Origin of the sequence: Klebsiella sp. CTHL.F3a (assembly GCF_019890895.1) — a bacterium.
In the GTDB taxonomy this organism is placed as follows: Bacteria; Pseudomonadota; Gammaproteobacteria; order Enterobacterales; family Enterobacteriaceae; genus Klebsiella; species Klebsiella grimontii.
On sequence record NZ_CP082360.1, the window covers coordinates 3,989,947 to 4,005,388 of the forward strand.

The 15,442-nt window shown below is 50.8% G+C and carries 23 protein-coding genes; 11 read left to right on the top strand and 12 right to left on the bottom strand.

The genetic code is table 11. The features are described 5' to 3' along the window. Positions 1–129: 129 nt before the first annotated feature. The 9 genes from K7H21_RS18775 to K7H21_RS18815 all read right to left on the bottom strand — a co-directional run bounded on the left by K7H21_RS18775 (position 130) and on the right by K7H21_RS18815 (position 5,039). On the bottom strand, positions 130–321 hold the full coding sequence (locus K7H21_RS18775; protein WP_004111723.1) for a hypothetical protein: 192 nt from the start codon (positions 319–321) through the stop codon (positions 130–132). Next, complete coding sequence (locus K7H21_RS18780; protein WP_049073878.1) at positions 314–703, bottom strand: hypothetical protein; 390 nt, start codon at positions 701–703, stop codon at positions 314–316. The genes K7H21_RS18775 and K7H21_RS18780 overlap by 8 nt, the downstream gene beginning before the upstream one ends. Next, the gene (locus K7H21_RS18785) at positions 696–1,772 is read right to left on the bottom strand and encodes a DGQHR domain-containing protein (protein ID WP_154970797.1); all 1,077 of its coding nucleotides are present in this window, start codon (positions 1,770–1,772) and stop codon (positions 696–698) included. Before K7H21_RS18785 ends, K7H21_RS18780 begins: the two co-directional genes overlap by 8 nt. Further along, positions 1,769–2,554 (bottom strand): ParB/RepB/Spo0J family partition protein, encoded by a 786-nt coding sequence (locus K7H21_RS18790; RefSeq protein WP_049085378.1) that lies wholly within the window; start codon positions 2,552–2,554, stop codon positions 1,769–1,771. Before K7H21_RS18790 ends, K7H21_RS18785 begins: the two co-directional genes overlap by 4 nt. Then, positions 2,547–2,759: a hypothetical protein gene (locus tag K7H21_RS18795; RefSeq protein ID WP_009653815.1), complete on the bottom strand. Its 213-nt coding sequence runs from the start codon at positions 2,757–2,759 to the stop codon at positions 2,547–2,549. Before K7H21_RS18795 ends, K7H21_RS18790 begins: the two co-directional genes overlap by 8 nt. After that, on the bottom strand, positions 2,756–3,049 hold the full coding sequence (locus K7H21_RS18800) for a hypothetical protein (protein WP_004111716.1): 294 nt from the start codon (positions 3,047–3,049) through the stop codon (positions 2,756–2,758). Before K7H21_RS18800 ends, K7H21_RS18795 begins: the two co-directional genes overlap by 4 nt. 12 nt (positions 3,050–3,061) lie before the next feature. Next, on the bottom strand, positions 3,062–4,138 hold the full coding sequence (locus K7H21_RS18805; RefSeq protein WP_009653780.1) for a hypothetical protein: 1,077 nt from the start codon (positions 4,136–4,138) through the stop codon (positions 3,062–3,064). A 264-nt stretch (positions 4,139–4,402) separates the two neighbouring features. After that, positions 4,403–4,828, bottom strand: a complete 426-nt coding sequence (locus tag K7H21_RS18810) for a toxin YdaT family protein (protein ID WP_009653775.1) — start codon at positions 4,826–4,828, stop codon at positions 4,403–4,405. Next, on the bottom strand, positions 4,812–5,039 hold the full coding sequence (locus K7H21_RS18815; protein WP_009653783.1) for a Cro/CI family transcriptional regulator: 228 nt from the start codon (positions 5,037–5,039) through the stop codon (positions 4,812–4,814). Before K7H21_RS18815 ends, K7H21_RS18810 begins: the two co-directional genes overlap by 17 nt. A gap of 79 nt (positions 5,040–5,118) precedes the next feature. On the opposite strand from K7H21_RS18815, the gene K7H21_RS18820 reads away from it, so the two are divergent. The 9 genes from K7H21_RS18820 (at position 5,119) to K7H21_RS18860 (ending at position 10,082) form a co-directional block, all read left to right on the top strand. Beyond that, positions 5,119–5,523, top strand: a complete 405-nt coding sequence (locus tag K7H21_RS18820; protein ID WP_025108070.1) for a helix-turn-helix domain-containing protein — start codon at positions 5,119–5,121, stop codon at positions 5,521–5,523. A 273-nt stretch (positions 5,524–5,796) separates the two neighbouring features. Further along, complete coding sequence (locus tag K7H21_RS18825) at positions 5,797–6,132, top strand: hypothetical protein (protein ID WP_228751061.1); 336 nt, start codon at positions 5,797–5,799, stop codon at positions 6,130–6,132. A gap of 212 nt (positions 6,133–6,344) precedes the next feature. Next, positions 6,345–6,638 (top strand): host cell division inhibitory peptide Kil, encoded by a 294-nt coding sequence (gene kil, locus K7H21_RS18830; RefSeq protein WP_049082101.1) that lies wholly within the window; start codon positions 6,345–6,347, stop codon positions 6,636–6,638. A gap of 65 nt (positions 6,639–6,703) precedes the next feature. Next, complete coding sequence (locus K7H21_RS18835; RefSeq protein ID WP_142298648.1) at positions 6,704–6,937, top strand: hypothetical protein; 234 nt, start codon at positions 6,704–6,706, stop codon at positions 6,935–6,937. A gap of 42 nt (positions 6,938–6,979) precedes the next feature. After that, positions 6,980–7,219, top strand: a complete 240-nt coding sequence (locus K7H21_RS18840) for a hypothetical protein (RefSeq protein ID WP_072072735.1) — start codon at positions 6,980–6,982, stop codon at positions 7,217–7,219. Further along, positions 7,201–7,794: an ASCH domain-containing protein gene (locus K7H21_RS18845; RefSeq protein WP_048257885.1), complete on the top strand. Its 594-nt coding sequence runs from the start codon at positions 7,201–7,203 to the stop codon at positions 7,792–7,794. The genes K7H21_RS18840 and K7H21_RS18845 overlap by 19 nt, the downstream gene beginning before the upstream one ends. Positions 7,795–7,855: 61 nt before the next feature. Continuing rightward, on the top strand, positions 7,856–8,071 hold the full coding sequence (gene xisR, locus K7H21_RS18850; RefSeq protein WP_048257884.1) for an excisionase family protein: 216 nt from the start codon (positions 7,856–7,858) through the stop codon (positions 8,069–8,071). Next, on the top strand, positions 8,071–9,357 hold the full coding sequence (locus K7H21_RS18855) for a site-specific integrase (protein WP_142444919.1): 1,287 nt from the start codon (positions 8,071–8,073) through the stop codon (positions 9,355–9,357). The genes xisR and K7H21_RS18855 overlap by 1 nt, the downstream gene beginning before the upstream one ends. A gap of 98 nt (positions 9,358–9,455) precedes the next feature. Then, on the top strand, positions 9,456–10,082 hold the full coding sequence (locus K7H21_RS18860) for a glutathione S-transferase family protein (RefSeq protein ID WP_004130812.1): 627 nt from the start codon (positions 9,456–9,458) through the stop codon (positions 10,080–10,082). Between the two features lie 2 nt (positions 10,083–10,084). On the opposite strand, the gene K7H21_RS18865 is transcribed toward K7H21_RS18860, so the two are convergent. Together K7H21_RS18865 and bssR are read right to left on the bottom strand one after the other, a co-directional pair. Next, positions 10,085–11,197 carry a PQQ-dependent sugar dehydrogenase gene (locus K7H21_RS18865; protein WP_049111941.1) on the bottom strand — a complete coding sequence of 371 codons (1,113 nt, stop codon included), beginning with the start codon at positions 11,195–11,197 and terminating at the stop codon, positions 10,085–10,087. A gap of 103 nt (positions 11,198–11,300) precedes the next feature. Then, entirely contained in the window at positions 11,301–11,684 is a 384-nt protein-coding gene (bssR, locus tag K7H21_RS18870) for a biofilm formation regulator BssR (protein WP_004130808.1), read from the bottom strand. A gap of 379 nt (positions 11,685–12,063) precedes the next feature. On the opposite strand from bssR, the gene K7H21_RS18875 reads away from it, so the two are divergent. Further along, the gene (locus K7H21_RS18875; RefSeq protein WP_177447581.1) at positions 12,064–13,305 is read left to right on the top strand and encodes an oligosaccharide MFS transporter; all 1,242 of its coding nucleotides are present in this window, start codon (positions 12,064–12,066) and stop codon (positions 13,303–13,305) included. Positions 13,306–13,338: 33 nt separating this feature from the next. Here the strand turns inward: K7H21_RS18875 and K7H21_RS18880 are convergent, their stop codons facing one another. Further along, positions 13,339–13,818 carry a hypothetical protein gene (locus K7H21_RS18880; protein WP_162626028.1) on the bottom strand — a complete coding sequence of 160 codons (480 nt, stop codon included), beginning with the start codon at positions 13,816–13,818 and terminating at the stop codon, positions 13,339–13,341. A 298-nt stretch (positions 13,819–14,116) separates the two neighbouring features. Here K7H21_RS18880 and rimO point away from each other — a divergent pair, with 298 nt between their 5' ends. Beyond that, positions 14,117–15,442 carry a 30S ribosomal protein S12 methylthiotransferase RimO gene (rimO, locus tag K7H21_RS18885; RefSeq protein WP_049111940.1) on the top strand — a complete coding sequence of 442 codons (1,326 nt, stop codon included), beginning with the start codon at positions 14,117–14,119 and terminating at the stop codon, positions 15,440–15,442.

Here is a 15,442-nt window from a genome sequence, read left to right on the forward strand (position 1 = left end):
CGGCACAAAGTTGCCGAAGCGTGCTAACAGAAAGAAAAAAACCGCAACAGCGGGTTTATACAACGACCACCAGCAGCAGACCTTCCAGCTCAATGACACGCTTGCAGGTGTCTTCCAGTAAAGAGTCCATCATTTCACCTCCTGTGGAGCGACTGCGAGCATTGCGGTGCGGCGTTCCTGTAACTCACACAATGCTCTTACTATCTGGCTGCATTCAATAACCTCAGCCTCTGAAGCGGATTCAGCCATAACCTCGAAGTGTGATTTCATCGCCAAGTATAGTGATTCTAACTCTTCATGCGTTAAGCGTTCATCAATCATCAATACTTCTCCACTTAATGCCTGCATCTGTCATGGCTTTCTCGTAAATAATCGCAGTTTGGGCGGCAGTATAATGCTTCCAGATAGTAGGGGTTTCGACCATGCGTGCTGCCGGTTCGCGCTCCAGCTCAGCGATGCGCTTTTCAGCCGCATCCAAGTTGTTCCCCAACTTCTGCGCCATGTGGAACCAGTTTGCTCGCTGCTCTTCCTTAAGCTCCAGCGCCGCTACCAAAGCGAGAATATTATCTGGGCATACCGTAATCTGGTATTTGTTGAGCATGGAGATCCAAGTATCAAATGGCATGACCGGCGCTTCCCCTGCATGTTTTGCTTTTTCTGCCGCCGCTTTCATCTCCTGGGTAAGTCTGGTGATATCAGTCATGGCTGGCCTCCTTACCGCTACTAACGGACAAGTTTTTATTAACGATGGCATCCATCAGACGTGATGCAGCCGCCTTTTGAGCAGATACATTCGCAATGACCGTTGGCCTGGCTTTCTCACAGCTGGCGCAAATTCCGTCCCATGATGAAATAAGGAAAAAGTCTTCACGCTCGGCAATGCCGGTATTCATAACAAGATCCTCAATCATCAGCGTGACCCCGCGAACTCCCCGGCCTTCGCTCAGCCGCTGCACTGCGTAACCGAAGGCATTAATCATCACTGCATGGAACTGGATATACTCGCGTTTGTATTCGGCCTGATTCGTACCGCGGCGAATATCATCTAAACCTGTCAACATAAGCCACGCATTCCATAACCCTTCAAGATCATCTTGTGAGCAGGAACCTGAAAATTTTGCCGTGGCATCACTAAGAGCCTTGAAGCTTACCCACTTATCGCTTTTCACGGGAACAACGTTATGCTCAAAATCGGTGATTTCAGAAAACACGCTGTGTAAACTGATAAAACTAACCATTTCCTGCGCGTTCTTATCACGCCCGTTATAGGCCATATTGATAGCCGCAGATGGTTTGGAAACATTATTGTTAATGTCGGAGAAGAACTGCTGTCGTGTTTTCAGCGAAAGCTTATGGGTCAGCATTAATGGTACGTGGATCGGTTCGCCAACGGTACGGCAAAACTCGGCGATTCCCGCAGCTCGATGCTGGCCGTCAAAAAGTTTGATTTCTGCATCCATAGGAAAGCGAACAACACCAACGTTGGTATTGCCGAACTCCTGAAACTCAATATCTGAATTACAGTTTCCCACAAGTGGCGGGATAATGAAGGGGTCTTTATTCTCATGAGCATTCACCAGATATTCATAGAATTTCTTGGCCCGTGCTGGGTTAATTTCGCGTTGAGAACGCTCTAAAGTATCCCCGTAATTATCACTGGCGAGGACGCGTGCTAGGGTTCGCGCTGGTACTGTCATCATAAGAACAATAGCTCCGCCCTGAACGCCACGTGATGCCGGGAATTCAAAGAAATAATCTCCAACGATACTCATAATGCTTCTCCCAGTACCCAGCGTAGTGCCGCCGCGTATTCACCGCAGGCACCTTCAAGGGCTTTTGTGATTTCTTTGCGTGATTTGAGACGTGGCTTTGTTTCGCCAAGCACAGCGCGCTGACGCCTGGCCTTTTCATGGCCTTTAGTGCCAGCGGTCGCCGCTTCGATTTCGGCTACCTTTTCCCGCTGTTCTTCGGGTTTCAGTGATGCCAGTTGACGCGCCTGGGTAACTGTTACTGTGCCGGACTCTACCGCGTCTTTGACTGCCTGAGTGGCATCCAGAAGGGTTAGCGTAGCGCGTACAGTGGGGACGCTGACACCGAACATCAGCGCGAGGTCTTCCTCGTCATGCCCACGCTCCAGCGCATCAGCCATCTTTTTGGCTCTGCCCAGCGGTGTATCGGCCTGACGGATTTCGTTTGCGCTGACCATCGCCTGAGCCATGCGTACAGCTGAACCGCGTTTAGTGACTGCCGGAACCAGCAGTGGGGTTTTTCCCTCTTTTGCCAGACGCCCGTTAGCTTCCAGGGTATGGCGGACACGCTGACGGCCATCAACCACGCAGGACAGCCCCGTTTCCGGGTCTTTCCAGACAATAATCGGCTCAAGAACCCCCTGGTCTATGATGTTCAGCACCATGGCTTCACTGAGAGGTAAGTAAATACGTTCATCGTAAAGCGGATGAGCCTTGTCAGTGACAATATGCAGATTTTCCGGCTCAAACATCAGAACGTTTGTCTTGCCGCTGGCACCGTATGCGTCGATTGAATTCTTAGCCATTTTTAACCTCGTTTTTATTAACCGCCTCAGCCCATTTTTGTTCCAGAGCATGCCTGGCTTTGTTCTTTCCACCAGCCCAGTAGCTTTGCTGGACTCGGTAATGGTCAAAGGGGCATTTCAGTGCGCCAGAGCAAGAGCCAAACGTATAATCTTTCCAGTGGTACTCAGGTAACGCGCCGCAATCAGGGCATTTCTGTAATTTCATTGAGCGACCCCGCGACACTCCCTCAGAAGGCTTTCAAACATCGCCCGAAGCCGGTTCGCGCAGCCAAACGGCATATCGTTGAAGATCCACATTGCTGCGCCATTCCGCATGCCGCTTTGGGTAATCTGACCCGTTCCGTGTAACTGGCGAAGCTGATTACCGACAGATGACATACCGCGCCCCAGTGCAACTGCGATTTCTCTTGTGGTCAAATCAGGATTGGCTTTTAGAAATTCGATCATCGTGATTTCACCGCTGTATTGTGTTTTCTTGGATTTGGTTGTTTTCATTGAAAAAACTCCTTAGCCCCTGAAACCCTTAGGAATATCTGCCTGAACCTTGCCGCTAAAACCGAGGTTGCCGCCGGTTGCGAGATTTACCGGGCACAACTTCAGCACCAACTCAGGCCATTTACGATGTAGCGTCGGCATGTCCTGAACCTTTCCGCACCACCACTGGTCGCGCTGAATACGCTCAATCATGGTGCGGATTTGGTCGTGGCTGCAGCCGTGCTCCTGGCGCAGTTGACGAACTGCCTGTGCCCAGCGAACAAAATTTGGTTCCTTCGGCTTTGCCAGGCAGCCGTCAAATTCTGCGGCGCGTTCGTACATCTCGATGATGGTCGACCAGAACCACATCGCGAGATCGAAGTCGTTATCGGTAGCCAGGTTACTGTCTTCGGTAGCGTCAGGAATGTTTGCTTCCGGGATGACCGGTTCACGTCCTGACTCTGCAAAGTTATCCACAGGAAGAATCTCTCCCGCGTGGTTTTTATGATCTGTATGTAGTGATCTGTTTTTAAGATCTGTATAGAGATAGGATTCGGCTTGAGAGCCGTTTCCAGGATTCGGCTCTTGGGCCGTTTCCATTCGGCTCTTGGGACGAATGCATTCGGCTTGAGAGCCGTTTCCATCACTTTCAATCACTTGCTTCGATTCGGCTCTTAAGCCGTTTCCATTCGGCTCTTGGGCCGTATCCATATTTTTCAATGGGTTATTTGAATTTCCCCCTTGCGGGAATATTTTGGCGATTAGCGCCTCCTGATCGACCCGATAATGCTTCTTCGGAGTGCCGCTTACCTGCCGTAACTCTTCCTCAATAACCCCCGCCAGGTACTGCTCTGTAATCTTGAACATTGCTTTTCTGACCACGTCGCCATCTTTGGCGCGAATCTCTTTGGCAAGCGCTGCGTGCTCTTTGTAAAACCAGCCATTTTCCAGACTCGACTTGCCAGACCAGAACACCAGCTGATTGAGAATGGCCGCCAGCAAATACTGTTGCCTGTCTCCTGCAAAGAAATCCAGATACGGTCCGGGGATCGTTATGCAGTTCCCCTGCCCCGACATGGCCTGAACAATTTCAAACACCTGATTGTTCATTCCGAAACCTCATTGTGTAGCCGTAAAAACTCTCTCAACCCCACCCAGCCAACAGCCCCGCAGGCTTTGCGGTAGGAAACATCTTTCTCTGTCGCTGTGAGTACCGTCACCATGTGGCCTTTGTGTCTGTGCTGGAAGCGAGAACCGGCCTTAGGAATGCCAGTGCCTGCACAATCTCCTTCAGACGGCTCATACGCCGGATACGCTCGTTTCAGGCGAGCAATCAATTCAGCAGCAGACTGGTTACGCATGGTTGAACCTCGCTTAGTGAATCAGCGTGTTACCGGAGGGGCCGCCATCAGCAATCCGGTCAGAGATAGCAATCATTGCGCCGAACAGCGCTTCCATTTCGTCGTCGACACGCTGTTTGCGGTGAAGCAGTTCCCGGAAAGTTGCGGAGTAATAACTACGTACCCGCGCCAGCAGTAACGGCGGCATAGCCCGTTCAATTGCCGGGAGAAGCTGCGCGATTTTTTCGATTGATGCAGGTGAATCACTTTCAACCCAGCGGTAAATCTTCTGGATATTGCGGCTCAGTGCGTCAGGGTGGCTTTCGTCATACAACTCTGGCTTAGTCATGCCCATGGAGAAATACGCGTCGACAATAGCCGATACAGGCGTTTTACGGCCACCAGGATAAAGCGCCCAGGCATTCATGGCCTCGCGAATGCGTTCATGCCTGATTTTCATGATTCACCTCACCAGAACGTTTTGCTTTAGCATGTTGATCGTAAACTTCAGGGTCGTATTGCAGGACTCCCTCAGAAGCTAGTTGCAGTCTCATCGCATTTTTTTCAGGAACGAGTTCACCCCAAACGGAAACTGACGCGGGGGCTACGCCCGCAGCTTTGGCTAATTTCGACTTGCTGCCGAAGTAATTGATTGCATCTTGTTTAAACACAGGCTCATCTCCTTAGGTTTTCCTAAGGATATTTGATCGTAGAGAAACTTAAGTCAAGAAAATTTAGAATTCTCTAATGATGGAAAATAAAACCTTTGGCTCGCGCCTTCTTGAAAGGCGAAAACAGTTAAAACTCTCTCAGTCCGCTCTTGCTAAGCTGGTCAAGGTTTCGCACGTCACAATCTCCCAGTGGGAAAGGGATGAAACCCAGCCAGCTGGTAAGAGGCTGTTTGCTTTGAGCAGTGGTCTGCAATGCAATCCAACGTGGTTACTTTATGGTGATGATGACCAGATTCCAGGTGAGCCTATTCCGCACCAGGAAAAAGAGTTATCGGAGGAACAGCAAGAACTGCTCGGGCTTTTTGATGCCCTTCCTGATTCTGATCGAGAAGGATTTCTCAATGAGTTGCGAGCACGCGTAGAGATGAACAACCAACGATTCGAAGAATTACTAAAAGTCAGAAAGCGCGCCTCGAAAAAGTAACCTCATTCCAAATTTTAAGTAATCCATTTTAATCAATGGGTTACTTTCTCACACCCTCAAATTTAAGTTTTTCTACAAAATAAATCTTGATTGAAAAGTTAAGTCATTCTAAGTTTATCCCATCCAAACCAATCACCGCACAGTGACTGGAAAGAAGAAAACGTTCGGTTTGCCGCCTGAAGGCTAAAAATCAACAGGCTTTGCAATGCAGTGAATGCGGCTATGCGCACGCGGCACAGTTAAGCGGTAACACTCGTTTCTAAGAAGAGTGGGGTGGAAAAGAAGCTGTCGGTACCAGTTGTTAACTGGCTGGTATCACCGGGAGGCACCCGGCACTGCATTGCAAGGTCTGTTAGGAACTCAAATTCAAAAGAGGGCAAGAGGATGAGCGAGGTAATTTTTAGCTTTGATAATTCCAGTGACGCAGTACGAGCCGGAAAAGAGATGAACAAGGTTGATCCGTCTCTGCGTTATATGCAGATGCGAACAACAGTATGTGTCATCTGGCATGCAAACATCATTGCGGCCACACAAGCCGTTTTGGATGCAGGTATCCCCTGCACTTTTCAGTACTGGAATGACATCAAAAATAGCCATCGCAGAGGGTAAGGAGATGATTCGAGACGAAGACAAGCCAGCAGGGCGCCGGTTCTGGTTGAAGGTTGTTCCGTTTTTGGTTGCGGTCGCATCGGTAAGCGTTCAGTGCTGGGGTGGCGTATGAGCAGAAATGGCATTCGTTCACTGGTTATTGTTCTGGCCATCTGCCTTGTTGCCTGGTCAGCGACCATTATAAAAATTCTGCATGTTACGGGGGGTGTTTAATGGCTAATTTTCTGCAAAGCAACCCGATGGTTAAAGCAGCTCAAAGCAAACTCGCTATTGCGCAATTTATTGGTAACAGTGGCATGTGGTCTGATGCCATGGCATCAATAAAAGATATTCATGAAGCAGCAAAGCACGAAGAAGACCATATGTTTTGTGGTCGTACGGATGCGCTTTCAGGACTTCAATTTCGTGATGTTATTTTAAATTATGACCTGTACGGAGATTTAATTTCCGTAGATGCTGACTTGCTTACAGGTCAATATAAAGTAAATACCGAAGTTTCATTTTAATTATCGAATAAATGAATTAATGCCTTAAATGGCAGGTATCCACACACCTTAATACAGGAATAAATATGGAAACCGAAACACTCCACTGCTACAGCTGCGGCGGCTCCTTTGCACGCGAAGAGTTGCAGTATCGCCCCATCGGAAAGGGTGCATACCGTAAGCAAGCCTATTACTGCCCTGTGTGCAATGAGAAGCAAAAGAAGAAAGAAACGCTCACAGCTGCAAAGTCATCATTCCGAAACTCATTACCAACCAGACCAGCAACAGCCCAATTACGGCCTTCGTTCTGGAATAAATAAAATCAATATCAGTTAGCAATCCTGCAAAAGGAATTATCAAATATGAAAATCGAATTTATTGATAAAGATGTAATAGCAACCGCAATTGTCACCAGTACGGTATTCGAATTCCGGCTACACAATCGCGCCGTTGATACTGCTTTATTCCTGGCTCCTTCCGTTCGTTCTAAGCGTAGTGGATTCTTTATTTTAAAAACGGTTATTTCCGGGAAAACACCCCATGTATTGCGTGCATACAAGGCTCTTCAGTCGGAGGCTTCACGATGCTCGAGCGTGGAATGATTTTTAACGGGGAAATGGTGAGGGCCATTCTCAACGGCCGGAAGACGCAGACACGGCGCCCGGTAAAGTTTCCGATATTGGATAGAAATCTTGGGTGCGAGCTGGCTGGCAATGAATTGGCCGGGGAGCTGGCGGCGGGAAACTATTTGAATAGCGCATTTGGTAAGCCGGGTCATCGTATTTGGGTGCGGGAGACATGGACGCCAGAAAGTATCGATGCTGAGGATGGTAGCTATTCCCCTGACTATCGCGCTACGGCCAACGGCCAGCCTCTTGATGGACGATGGACACCTGCAATCCACATGCCTCGCTGGGCCAGCCGCATTCTGCTGGAAATCACCGATGTGCGGGTTGAGCGGCTGAACGCTATCAGCGAAGAGGATGCAACAGCTGAAGGCGTGGCCCAGTTTCGCGGCGGGTTCTGGAAACATTACCAACCGGGCTGGACTCAACACCAGCTTAGCGCCAGGGGCTCTTTCGTTACTCTCTGGAAATCCATCTACGGCGAAGAGTCTTGGAATTCCAATCCATGGGTTTGGGTTATTGAGTTCAAACGATGTGGCAGCACAAACTGATTTCCAATAATCAACATTAAACCGGGATATTAATTATAGTTTCCCGGTCATGAGGTTATTTATGGCCGATATTACTCACGAGGATGAATGGGTGATGGAAAAGGGAATTGTAGCGAAGATGTATATGACTCCCCGGCAAATTAAATCTTACCGGGAAGGGCGATGGATTGAAGGTGTTCATTATAAGAGGCACCCACCTAACCCCGAGGCTTCAGAAGGAAGAGCGACGCTTCTCTACAACTACACTAGGATTAATAGGCTTGTTGGGGAAACTTAATGAATATGCCTGCAGGCGTCGAGCTGCATGGGAAGGGAATAAGAATTAGCTTTCTGTATCGCGGCATACGTTGCCGCGAAGTTTTACGTGGTTGGACTGTATCGAGTAGCAATATACGAAAGGCTGGTAATCTCCGCGCTTTAATTGTGAGTGAGATTCAGCAAGGTAAGTTTGACTATGCAGAGCACTTCCCTGAATCAAAAGCGCTTAAAAAATTCACTACAACACAAAAAATTAAAACCTTCGGTGAATTGTGCAACGTTTATCTTAATGCCAAAAAGCTTGAGGTGTCATCTGCGTCATACAGAGGCGCGGAATCACGCATAGCAACGCTTTGCGCTATTGTTGGAAGTAATACGCATATTGCGGATATCCAGCATACCGACCTGCTGAATTACAGGAACGCGCTATTAACTGGTAACACCTTTAGCGATCACGCTCCCTGGCTAAAAAGAAAGGGCCGTGCTGTATCCACGGTCAACGGTCTGATGAACAACCTGACTGCGCTGCTCAAACTGGCGAACCTGAGCGGCTTTATCGAGCATACCCCTCACGAAGGTATAAAGATGCTCAAGCGCTCCAGGAGAGACCCGGATCCGCTTCTTCAGAGCGAGTTCGAGGGATTTATAAAAGCGCTAACTCCTCGGTATGCTTTGCTCTGGACTACAGCTATCTTTACGGGTCTTCGGCATGGCGAGCTAACAGCTTTAGCCTGGGAGGATGTAGATCTTGATAAGGGTGAGCTTCACGTCAGGCGTAATCAAACTAATGAGGGGCTGTTTGTGCCACCCAAAACCGAAGCGGGGAACAGAACTGTAACCCTGCTTGAGCCTGCGCTGAACGCCTTACGTGAGCAATTCAAGCTAACTGGCGCATTAAGCAAAACCGAAATCACTTTTCATCACCGAGAACATGGCTTAACTGAACAACAAAAATTGCGATTCGTGTTTATCCCGCCCAAAAACTGGCGCGGGGAAACGAAGTATTACGGCTCTCAGTCTCTGGGGTATAGTTGGGAGGCGGGATTAAAGAAGGCGGGAATCAGGAGCAGACGCCCTTACCAGTCGCGCCACACGTTCGCATGCTGGCTATTAACTGCCGGAGCTAATCCGTCTTTCATCGCAGGACAGATGGGCCACGAGAATGCGAAGATGGTTTATGAGATTTACTCGAAGTGGATCGGAGAGATGGACCGCAACCAGGTGGAAATGCTGAACAGTAGTTTTTCTGACGTTGTGTCCCAAGGATGCCCCAAACGCAAGGTAGTAGGCATAAAAAACGTTTAGTTTCAGTAGAATAAAATCACTTGCCGGAATATTAACTTTATTCCAACATGAATGCTCACTACGCCGCAACGGCGGCTTAATAAAAAGCAGGAGCGGATATGATTACGCTGTGGGGCAGAAACAACTCGACCAATGTGAAGAAAGTGCGCTGGGTGCTGGAAGAACTCGACCTCCCGTATCAGCAAATTCTGGCAGGCCTGGAGTTCGGTCTGAATCACGATCCGGCCTATCTGGCCATGAATCCCAATGGGCTGGTACCGCTATTGAAAGATGAGACGACCGATATCGTGCTCTGGGAATCAAACACCATTATTCGCTATCTGGCCGCGCAGTATGGTCAGGATCGCCTGTGGGTGGAGTCGCCCGCCGAACGCGCTCAGGGCGAGAAATGGATGGACTGGGCTAACGGTTCGCTCTCGCCGGCCCATCGGCCGATTTTAATGGGGCTGGTGAGAACCCCGCCGGAAAAACGCGACCCCGCCGCGATTGAAGCCGGAATTGCCGCCTGCGAAACGCTGTTCGCCATTCTGGATGATGAACTGTCGCGTCATCAGTGGCTCTCAGGCAAGTCCTTCGGCCTCGGCGACATCGCCGTCGCGCCGTTCATTTATAACCTGCTGGAAACCGTTAAAACCTGGCAACCGCGCCCGCACCTGCAGCGCTGGTATCAGCAAATTAACCAGCGCCAGGCCTGGCGCAACGTGGTGATGATCCCGGTCACCTGATATTAGCCCGCCGGGCTCACCTTCAGCAGCTCGCCGTTGGATTCGTCGGTTAGCACATACAGATAACCATCGGGTCCAACGCGCACATCGCGGATACGTTTTCCGCGATCGCCCAGAATCCGCTCCTGTTCCGTGACGTTATCGCCGTCAACCTTGAGAACAATCAGCGATTTATCCTTCAGCGCGCCGATAAACAGCCGGTGACGCCACTGTGGGAAGGTCTGCGCGTCGTAAAACGCCATACCGCTCACCGCCGGCGACTTCTCCCAGACAAACAGCGGCGCTTCGGTTCCTTCCGCCGTTTTGCCTTTGGCTTCGGGGATCGGCAGGCCGCTGTAGTTAATGCCGTGCGTCGCCAGCGGCCAGCCGTAGTTTTTGCCTTTTCGCGGAATATTGATCTCATCCCCGCCTCGCGGCCCGTGCTCATTTAACCACAGCGTATCGCTCCACGGGTTCATCGCCATCCCCTGTGGATTACGTATACCGTAAGACCAGATTTCAGGCCTGACGCTGGCCTGGCCGACAAAAGGATTATCATCCGGGACCTTGCCATCAGCCGTTAGCCGCACCACTTTTCCCTGCAGCTTATCAAGATCCTGAGCGGTCGAACGCTGGTTATTCTCCCCGAGTCCAATAAACAGATAACCGAGGCCGTCGAACACCAGCCGTCCGCCAAAATGATTGCCGGTTGAGAGCTTCGGCTGCTGGCGGAAAACTACCTGGAAATTTTCCAGGCGTTGGAGGTCATCGCTCAGTCGGCCGTAACCTACGGCGGTCCCGGCCTTGCCGTCACTTCCGCCTTCGGCGTAGCTCAGCCAGACCCGGCGCGACTGGGCGAAATCCGGGGCCAGCGCCACGTCCAGCAGACCGCCCTGTCCGTTGGCCCAGACCTGCGGCACGCCCGAAATCGCAGGCGCGAGGCCTTTATCCCGCTGCCACAGCCGGAGCTCGCCGCCGCGCAGGGTAATCAGAATCCCCCTGTCGTCGGGAAGAAAGGCCAGCGCCCATGGGTGTTCAAGCTGGTTCTGCAACACCTCTACGCGCTCCCGGGCGGCAAGGCTTGCCGTTGGCAACAACAGCGCGATAAGGGCGATCAGGGTAAGGGTCTGGCGCATGGCATACTCCTTTTGTCAGCAATGCGATAAGGGTAGCCAGCGAGGGAAAACGGGAAGGGATTTTTACATAACATTAATCAGGGGGAGCAGGCTCCCCCTGATTTCAGGCGTGAGTAATGGGCTGAGAATCATTCAATTTATGAATATTTAGCCGCAATACCGCCAGACAGCTTTCCAGCTTATCTACGTCGACAGCGATGTAGGAAGGGCAGTCATGATGTCCGCTCAGCAGGCAGACCGCCGCGGAAGCGACGGCCTCGCCGGCCAGCCGCAGGGCATCCTTTTCCTCCGGTGCGACGGCGTGCTGCAGGCGCGGCGCGTGTTGACGCATTTCATGGCACAGTTCAAACAAGTTATCACGTAGATGGTCGTTTTCGCTGACTGACATATAGCCTTTTGCCTTACGTAGCTGCAAATAAGCGTCGAGATCAATGTTGGCATTAATGAGCTTATTCATCAGGTTACGATACAGTCTGTCAACGGTCATCGCAGATCCTCCTCTGTCGTCCTTTACCACAACCATAATATGGTTATTTTTTGTACAAAACGATGAGGCAGATCAATAATTCTCAGGTCATTAACATCCTTTACAATGTTACAACGACGATTAAAATTCTCGCCTGCGATCTCAATAACCAACGATCGAAAATGTCATACGCTCTCAAAACAAAAACCCTTTAAAATCTCGATGATGAAATTATTTATTGCAGTAATGATCACATATTAGAGCAATGCACATTGCCATAAAATGCCGTCAGGTGTCATATCACTTCATAAAATGTATTACGTATAACATTGAATAAAAACAGCAAGCAGATCGATCCTGTTTGTTACCTTTACCGCTACCGCTTGAAGGAACTGAAATGATTACGCCCGGCAAAAGAAACTATATCTTGTTGAGTCTTTTCGATTTCCTCTACCTCTTCGCCTGGTCCTCAACCATGGCGTTCTTCGTTATCTGGACCACTCAGCATCTCGGGATTAGCGCAACCAAAACCGGCCTGCTCTACTCGGTCAACGCCTTTATCGCCCTGCTGATGCAGCCCTTCTTCGGATTTATTTCCGATAAGTTCGGCCTGAAAAAACGACTGATCTGGATCCTGGTCGCGATGCTGCTGCCGGTAGGCCCGTTCTTTATTTATTTGTATGCGCCACTGCTGGTGCACAGCTTCTGGCTGGGCGCGCTGCTTGGCGGGGTATACCTGGGGATTATTTTCAATTCCGGTTGCGGAGTTATCGATTCGTATATTGATAAAATTTCGCGGCGCTACCAGTTCGAATACGGCCGGGTCAGGATGTGGGGATCGTTAGGCTGGGCCGCAGCCGCGTGGATCGTCGGCAAATATATCGACAGCAATCCGAACCTCGCCTTCTGGTTGGCCAGCGTCGCCATCGTTATCGCGGCGATCTGCTTTATGATGACCAAAATCGAACTAACCGAAGCGGAAATGCAAAAAAGCAGTGCGCTGAAAGTTTCGCACGCCCTGGAGCTGGCGAAGAACGGCCAGTTCTGGATGCTGCTGGTCTTCACCCTTTTCGTCACGCAAATCTATGACACCTACGATCAGCAGTTCGCCCAGTATTTTTCTCTGCAGTTCCCGACGCCGGAGGAAGGCAATCGCTGGTACGGCATTCTTGCCTCCATTCAGGTATGCGGCGAGACTCTGTTTTTATGCCTGATGCCGTGGTTCGTAAACCGCACCGGCGCGAAGTGGGCGCTGATCATCGCCGGGCTGATTATGTCGGTGCGTATCGTCGGCTCCGCGATTCCGCTGGGTCCGGTGTGGATCGGCGCGGTAAAAATGATGCATGCGCTGGAAAAACCGCTGATTCTGGTGTCGGTGTTTAAATTTATCGCCGCCAACTTCGACAACAAGCTCTCGTCGACGGTCTACCTGCTGGTGCTGTTCGTCGCCTCTATCGCCACGGCCATTTACTCGCCGCTGGCCGGGTATTTGTACGATACCATCGGCTTCGCGCATACCTATTATATTCTGGGCGGCATCGCCGGACTGTTTACGCTCATCTCGGTATTTACGCTGCGCGATAATAGAGAACCGACCGCGCCGGGGGCTGCGCCAGGCGCAGGCGTGGCGCAAAGCCATTAAGCAACATTCGCCCGGAAGCCTCTTTCGGGCGAATTAACGGAAACTCCACTGTACGCTCATCACAAATATAGCCGGGACGATAATGCCCGTTTCGACGCCGAAATAATCGGTAAAATTGTACTGCAGGCCATGGTAAATATAGGGAGAGAAACCGACGCCAGTAAGTTTCTTTGCCGTTCGATAAGTGCCTGAATCGCCGCAATCGCGAAAGGCTTTAAAGAAGAACTCGCCGGTATAGGCATAGACGCCCTTGAACGTCCAGCCATTTGCCCCCGCGTACCAGTCTCTTCGTGCCCCCAAAGAGAGGCAGCGGTCGGCAAAACTATTCTTCATGGTCCCGACCAACGCGCTGTACTTTGAATCCGCAGACAGCTTACGCTCAACGGAAAAAAACTGGTTGTTGAATTTTTCATTATATTGGCCGTGATTACCGGTCATATGATAGACAAATGAACCGGTATTGACCGAATATAACGCCATCTCGTTGGCATAAACGGGCGTCGTGCTAATCATGGACAGCGCGCAGACTAAACCACCCAACTTTTTAAACATGGGAAACCTGATAAAAAATAAAGACGAAAAGCAGCGGCTATTTTACCGCTTCAGGTTAAACCAGATCTAAACCGACTTCCCCCGGTTGCCGAGATAATGGGTGAATAACCCCCTTATTTTGATTAACAATCTGGATAATCATCCCTATAAAAAGAAACACGGATATCGCCGGGCTAACAAGAAAAGGAGTATAAACTTTCCGCCGATCTCTGTAGAATCCCTGCCCTGACCATCCCAATAATTGAACACTTTTTAAGCTATGAGCAATGTCACCCATCAGCCGAAGATCGGCTTTGTCTCTCTGGGCTGCCCGAAAAATCTCGTGGACTCAGAACGTATCCTGACTGAACTGCGCACCGAAGGATATGACGTGGTTCCCTCCTACGATAACGCTGATATGGTTATCGTTAACACCTGCGGCTTTATCGATAGCGCCGTGCAGGAGTCGCTGGAAGCGATTGGCGAAGCGTTGAAAGAAAACGGCAAAGTGATCGTCACTGGCTGCCTGGGCGCAAAAGAAGATCAGATCCGCGAAGTGCATCCGAAGGTGCTGGAAATTACCGGGCCGCACAGCTATGAACAGGTGCTGGAACACGTCCACCACTACGCGCCGAAGCCTAAACACAACCCGTTCCTGAGCCTGGTGCCGGAACAGGGCGTGAAGCTGACGCCGCGTCATTACGCTTACTTAAAAATTTCCGAAGGCTGCAACCATCGCTGCACCTTCTGCATCATCCCGTCCATGCGCGGCGATCTGGTCAGCCGTCCGATTGGCGAAGTGCTGGCGGAAGCCAAACGCCTGGCCGACGCCGGCGTCAAAGAGTTGCTGGTAATCTCTCAGGACACCTCCGCCTACGGCGTTGATGTCAAACATCGCAGCGGCTTCCACAACGGTATGCCGGTCAAAACCAGCATGGTTAGCCTGTGCGAAGAGCTGGCGAAGCTCGGTATCTGGGTACGCCTGCACTACGTCTATCCGTACCCGCACGTTGATGATGTGATCCCGCTGATGGCGGAAGGTAAAATTCTGCCTTATCTCGATATTCCGCTGCAGCACGCCAGCCCGCGTATTCTCAAAATGATGAAACGCCCGGGCTCCGCAGACCGCCAGCTGGCGCGCATCAAGCAGTGGCGTGAAGTTTGTCCCGAACTTACCCTGCGTTCGACCTTTATCGTCGGCTTCCCGGGCGAAACGGAAGACGATTTCCAGATGCTGCTCGACTTCCTGAAGGAAGCTCGCCTCGACCGCGTCGGCTGCTTCAAATACAGCCCGGTTGAAGGCGCAACCGCCAACGAACTGGCGGATCAGGTACCGGAAGAGGTGAAAGAAGAGCGCTGGAACCGCTTTATGCAGCTGCAGCAGCAGATCTCCGCCGAGCGCCTGCAGGAGAAAGTCGGTCGCGAAATTATGGTGCTGATCGACGAAGTGGATGAAGAAGGGGCAATTGGCCGCAGCATGGCCGATGCGCCGGAAATCGACGGCGCGGTGTACCTGAACGGTGAGAGTAAAGTCAAACCGGGCGACGTTGTGCGGGTGAAAGTCGAACACGCCGACGAATACGATCTGTGGGGCAGCCGGGTTTAA

Excerpts from the sequence above, each read along its gene's own strand:
- K7H21_RS18775 (WP_004111723.1), bottom strand. The coding sequence starts at position 321 with ATGATTGATGAACGCTTAACGCATGAAGAGTTAGAATCACTATACTTG.
- K7H21_RS18780 (WP_049073878.1), bottom strand. The coding sequence starts at position 703 with ATGACTGATATCACCAGACTTACCCAGGAGATGAAAGCGGCGGCAGAA.
- K7H21_RS18785 (WP_154970797.1), bottom strand. The coding sequence starts at position 1,772 with ATGAGTATCGTTGGAGATTATTTCTTTGAATTCCCGGCATCACGTGGC.
- K7H21_RS18790 (WP_049085378.1), bottom strand. The coding sequence starts at position 2,554 with ATGGCTAAGAATTCAATCGACGCATACGGTGCCAGCGGCAAGACAAAC.
- K7H21_RS18795 (WP_009653815.1), bottom strand. The coding sequence starts at position 2,759 with ATGAAATTACAGAAATGCCCTGATTGCGGCGCGTTACCTGAGTACCAC.
- K7H21_RS18800 (WP_004111716.1), bottom strand. The coding sequence starts at position 3,049 with ATGAAAACAACCAAATCCAAGAAAACACAATACAGCGGTGAAATCACG.
- K7H21_RS18805 (WP_009653780.1), bottom strand. The coding sequence starts at position 4,138 with ATGAACAATCAGGTGTTTGAAATTGTTCAGGCCATGTCGGGGCAGGGG.
- K7H21_RS18810 (WP_009653775.1), bottom strand. The coding sequence starts at position 4,828 with ATGAAAATCAGGCATGAACGCATTCGCGAGGCCATGAATGCCTGGGCG.
- K7H21_RS18820 (WP_025108070.1), top strand. The coding sequence starts at position 5,119 with ATGGAAAATAAAACCTTTGGCTCGCGCCTTCTTGAAAGGCGAAAACAG.
- kil (WP_049082101.1), top strand. The coding sequence starts at position 6,345 with ATGGCTAATTTTCTGCAAAGCAACCCGATGGTTAAAGCAGCTCAAAGC.
- K7H21_RS18835 (WP_142298648.1), top strand. The coding sequence starts at position 6,704 with ATGGAAACCGAAACACTCCACTGCTACAGCTGCGGCGGCTCCTTTGCA.
- K7H21_RS18840 (WP_072072735.1), top strand. The coding sequence starts at position 6,980 with ATGAAAATCGAATTTATTGATAAAGATGTAATAGCAACCGCAATTGTC.
- K7H21_RS18845 (WP_048257885.1), top strand. The coding sequence starts at position 7,201 with ATGCTCGAGCGTGGAATGATTTTTAACGGGGAAATGGTGAGGGCCATT.
- xisR (WP_048257884.1), top strand. The coding sequence starts at position 7,856 with ATGGCCGATATTACTCACGAGGATGAATGGGTGATGGAAAAGGGAATT.
- K7H21_RS18855 (WP_142444919.1), top strand. The coding sequence starts at position 8,071 with ATGAATATGCCTGCAGGCGTCGAGCTGCATGGGAAGGGAATAAGAATT.
- K7H21_RS18860 (WP_004130812.1), top strand. The coding sequence starts at position 9,456 with ATGATTACGCTGTGGGGCAGAAACAACTCGACCAATGTGAAGAAAGTG.
- K7H21_RS18865 (WP_049111941.1), bottom strand. The coding sequence starts at position 11,197 with ATGCGCCAGACCCTTACCCTGATCGCCCTTATCGCGCTGTTGTTGCCA.
- bssR (WP_004130808.1), bottom strand. The coding sequence starts at position 11,684 with ATGACCGTTGACAGACTGTATCGTAACCTGATGAATAAGCTCATTAAT.
- K7H21_RS18880 (WP_162626028.1), bottom strand. The coding sequence starts at position 13,818 with ATGATTAGCACGACGCCCGTTTATGCCAACGAGATGGCGTTATATTCG.
- rimO (WP_049111940.1), top strand. The coding sequence starts at position 14,117 with ATGAGCAATGTCACCCATCAGCCGAAGATCGGCTTTGTCTCTCTGGGC.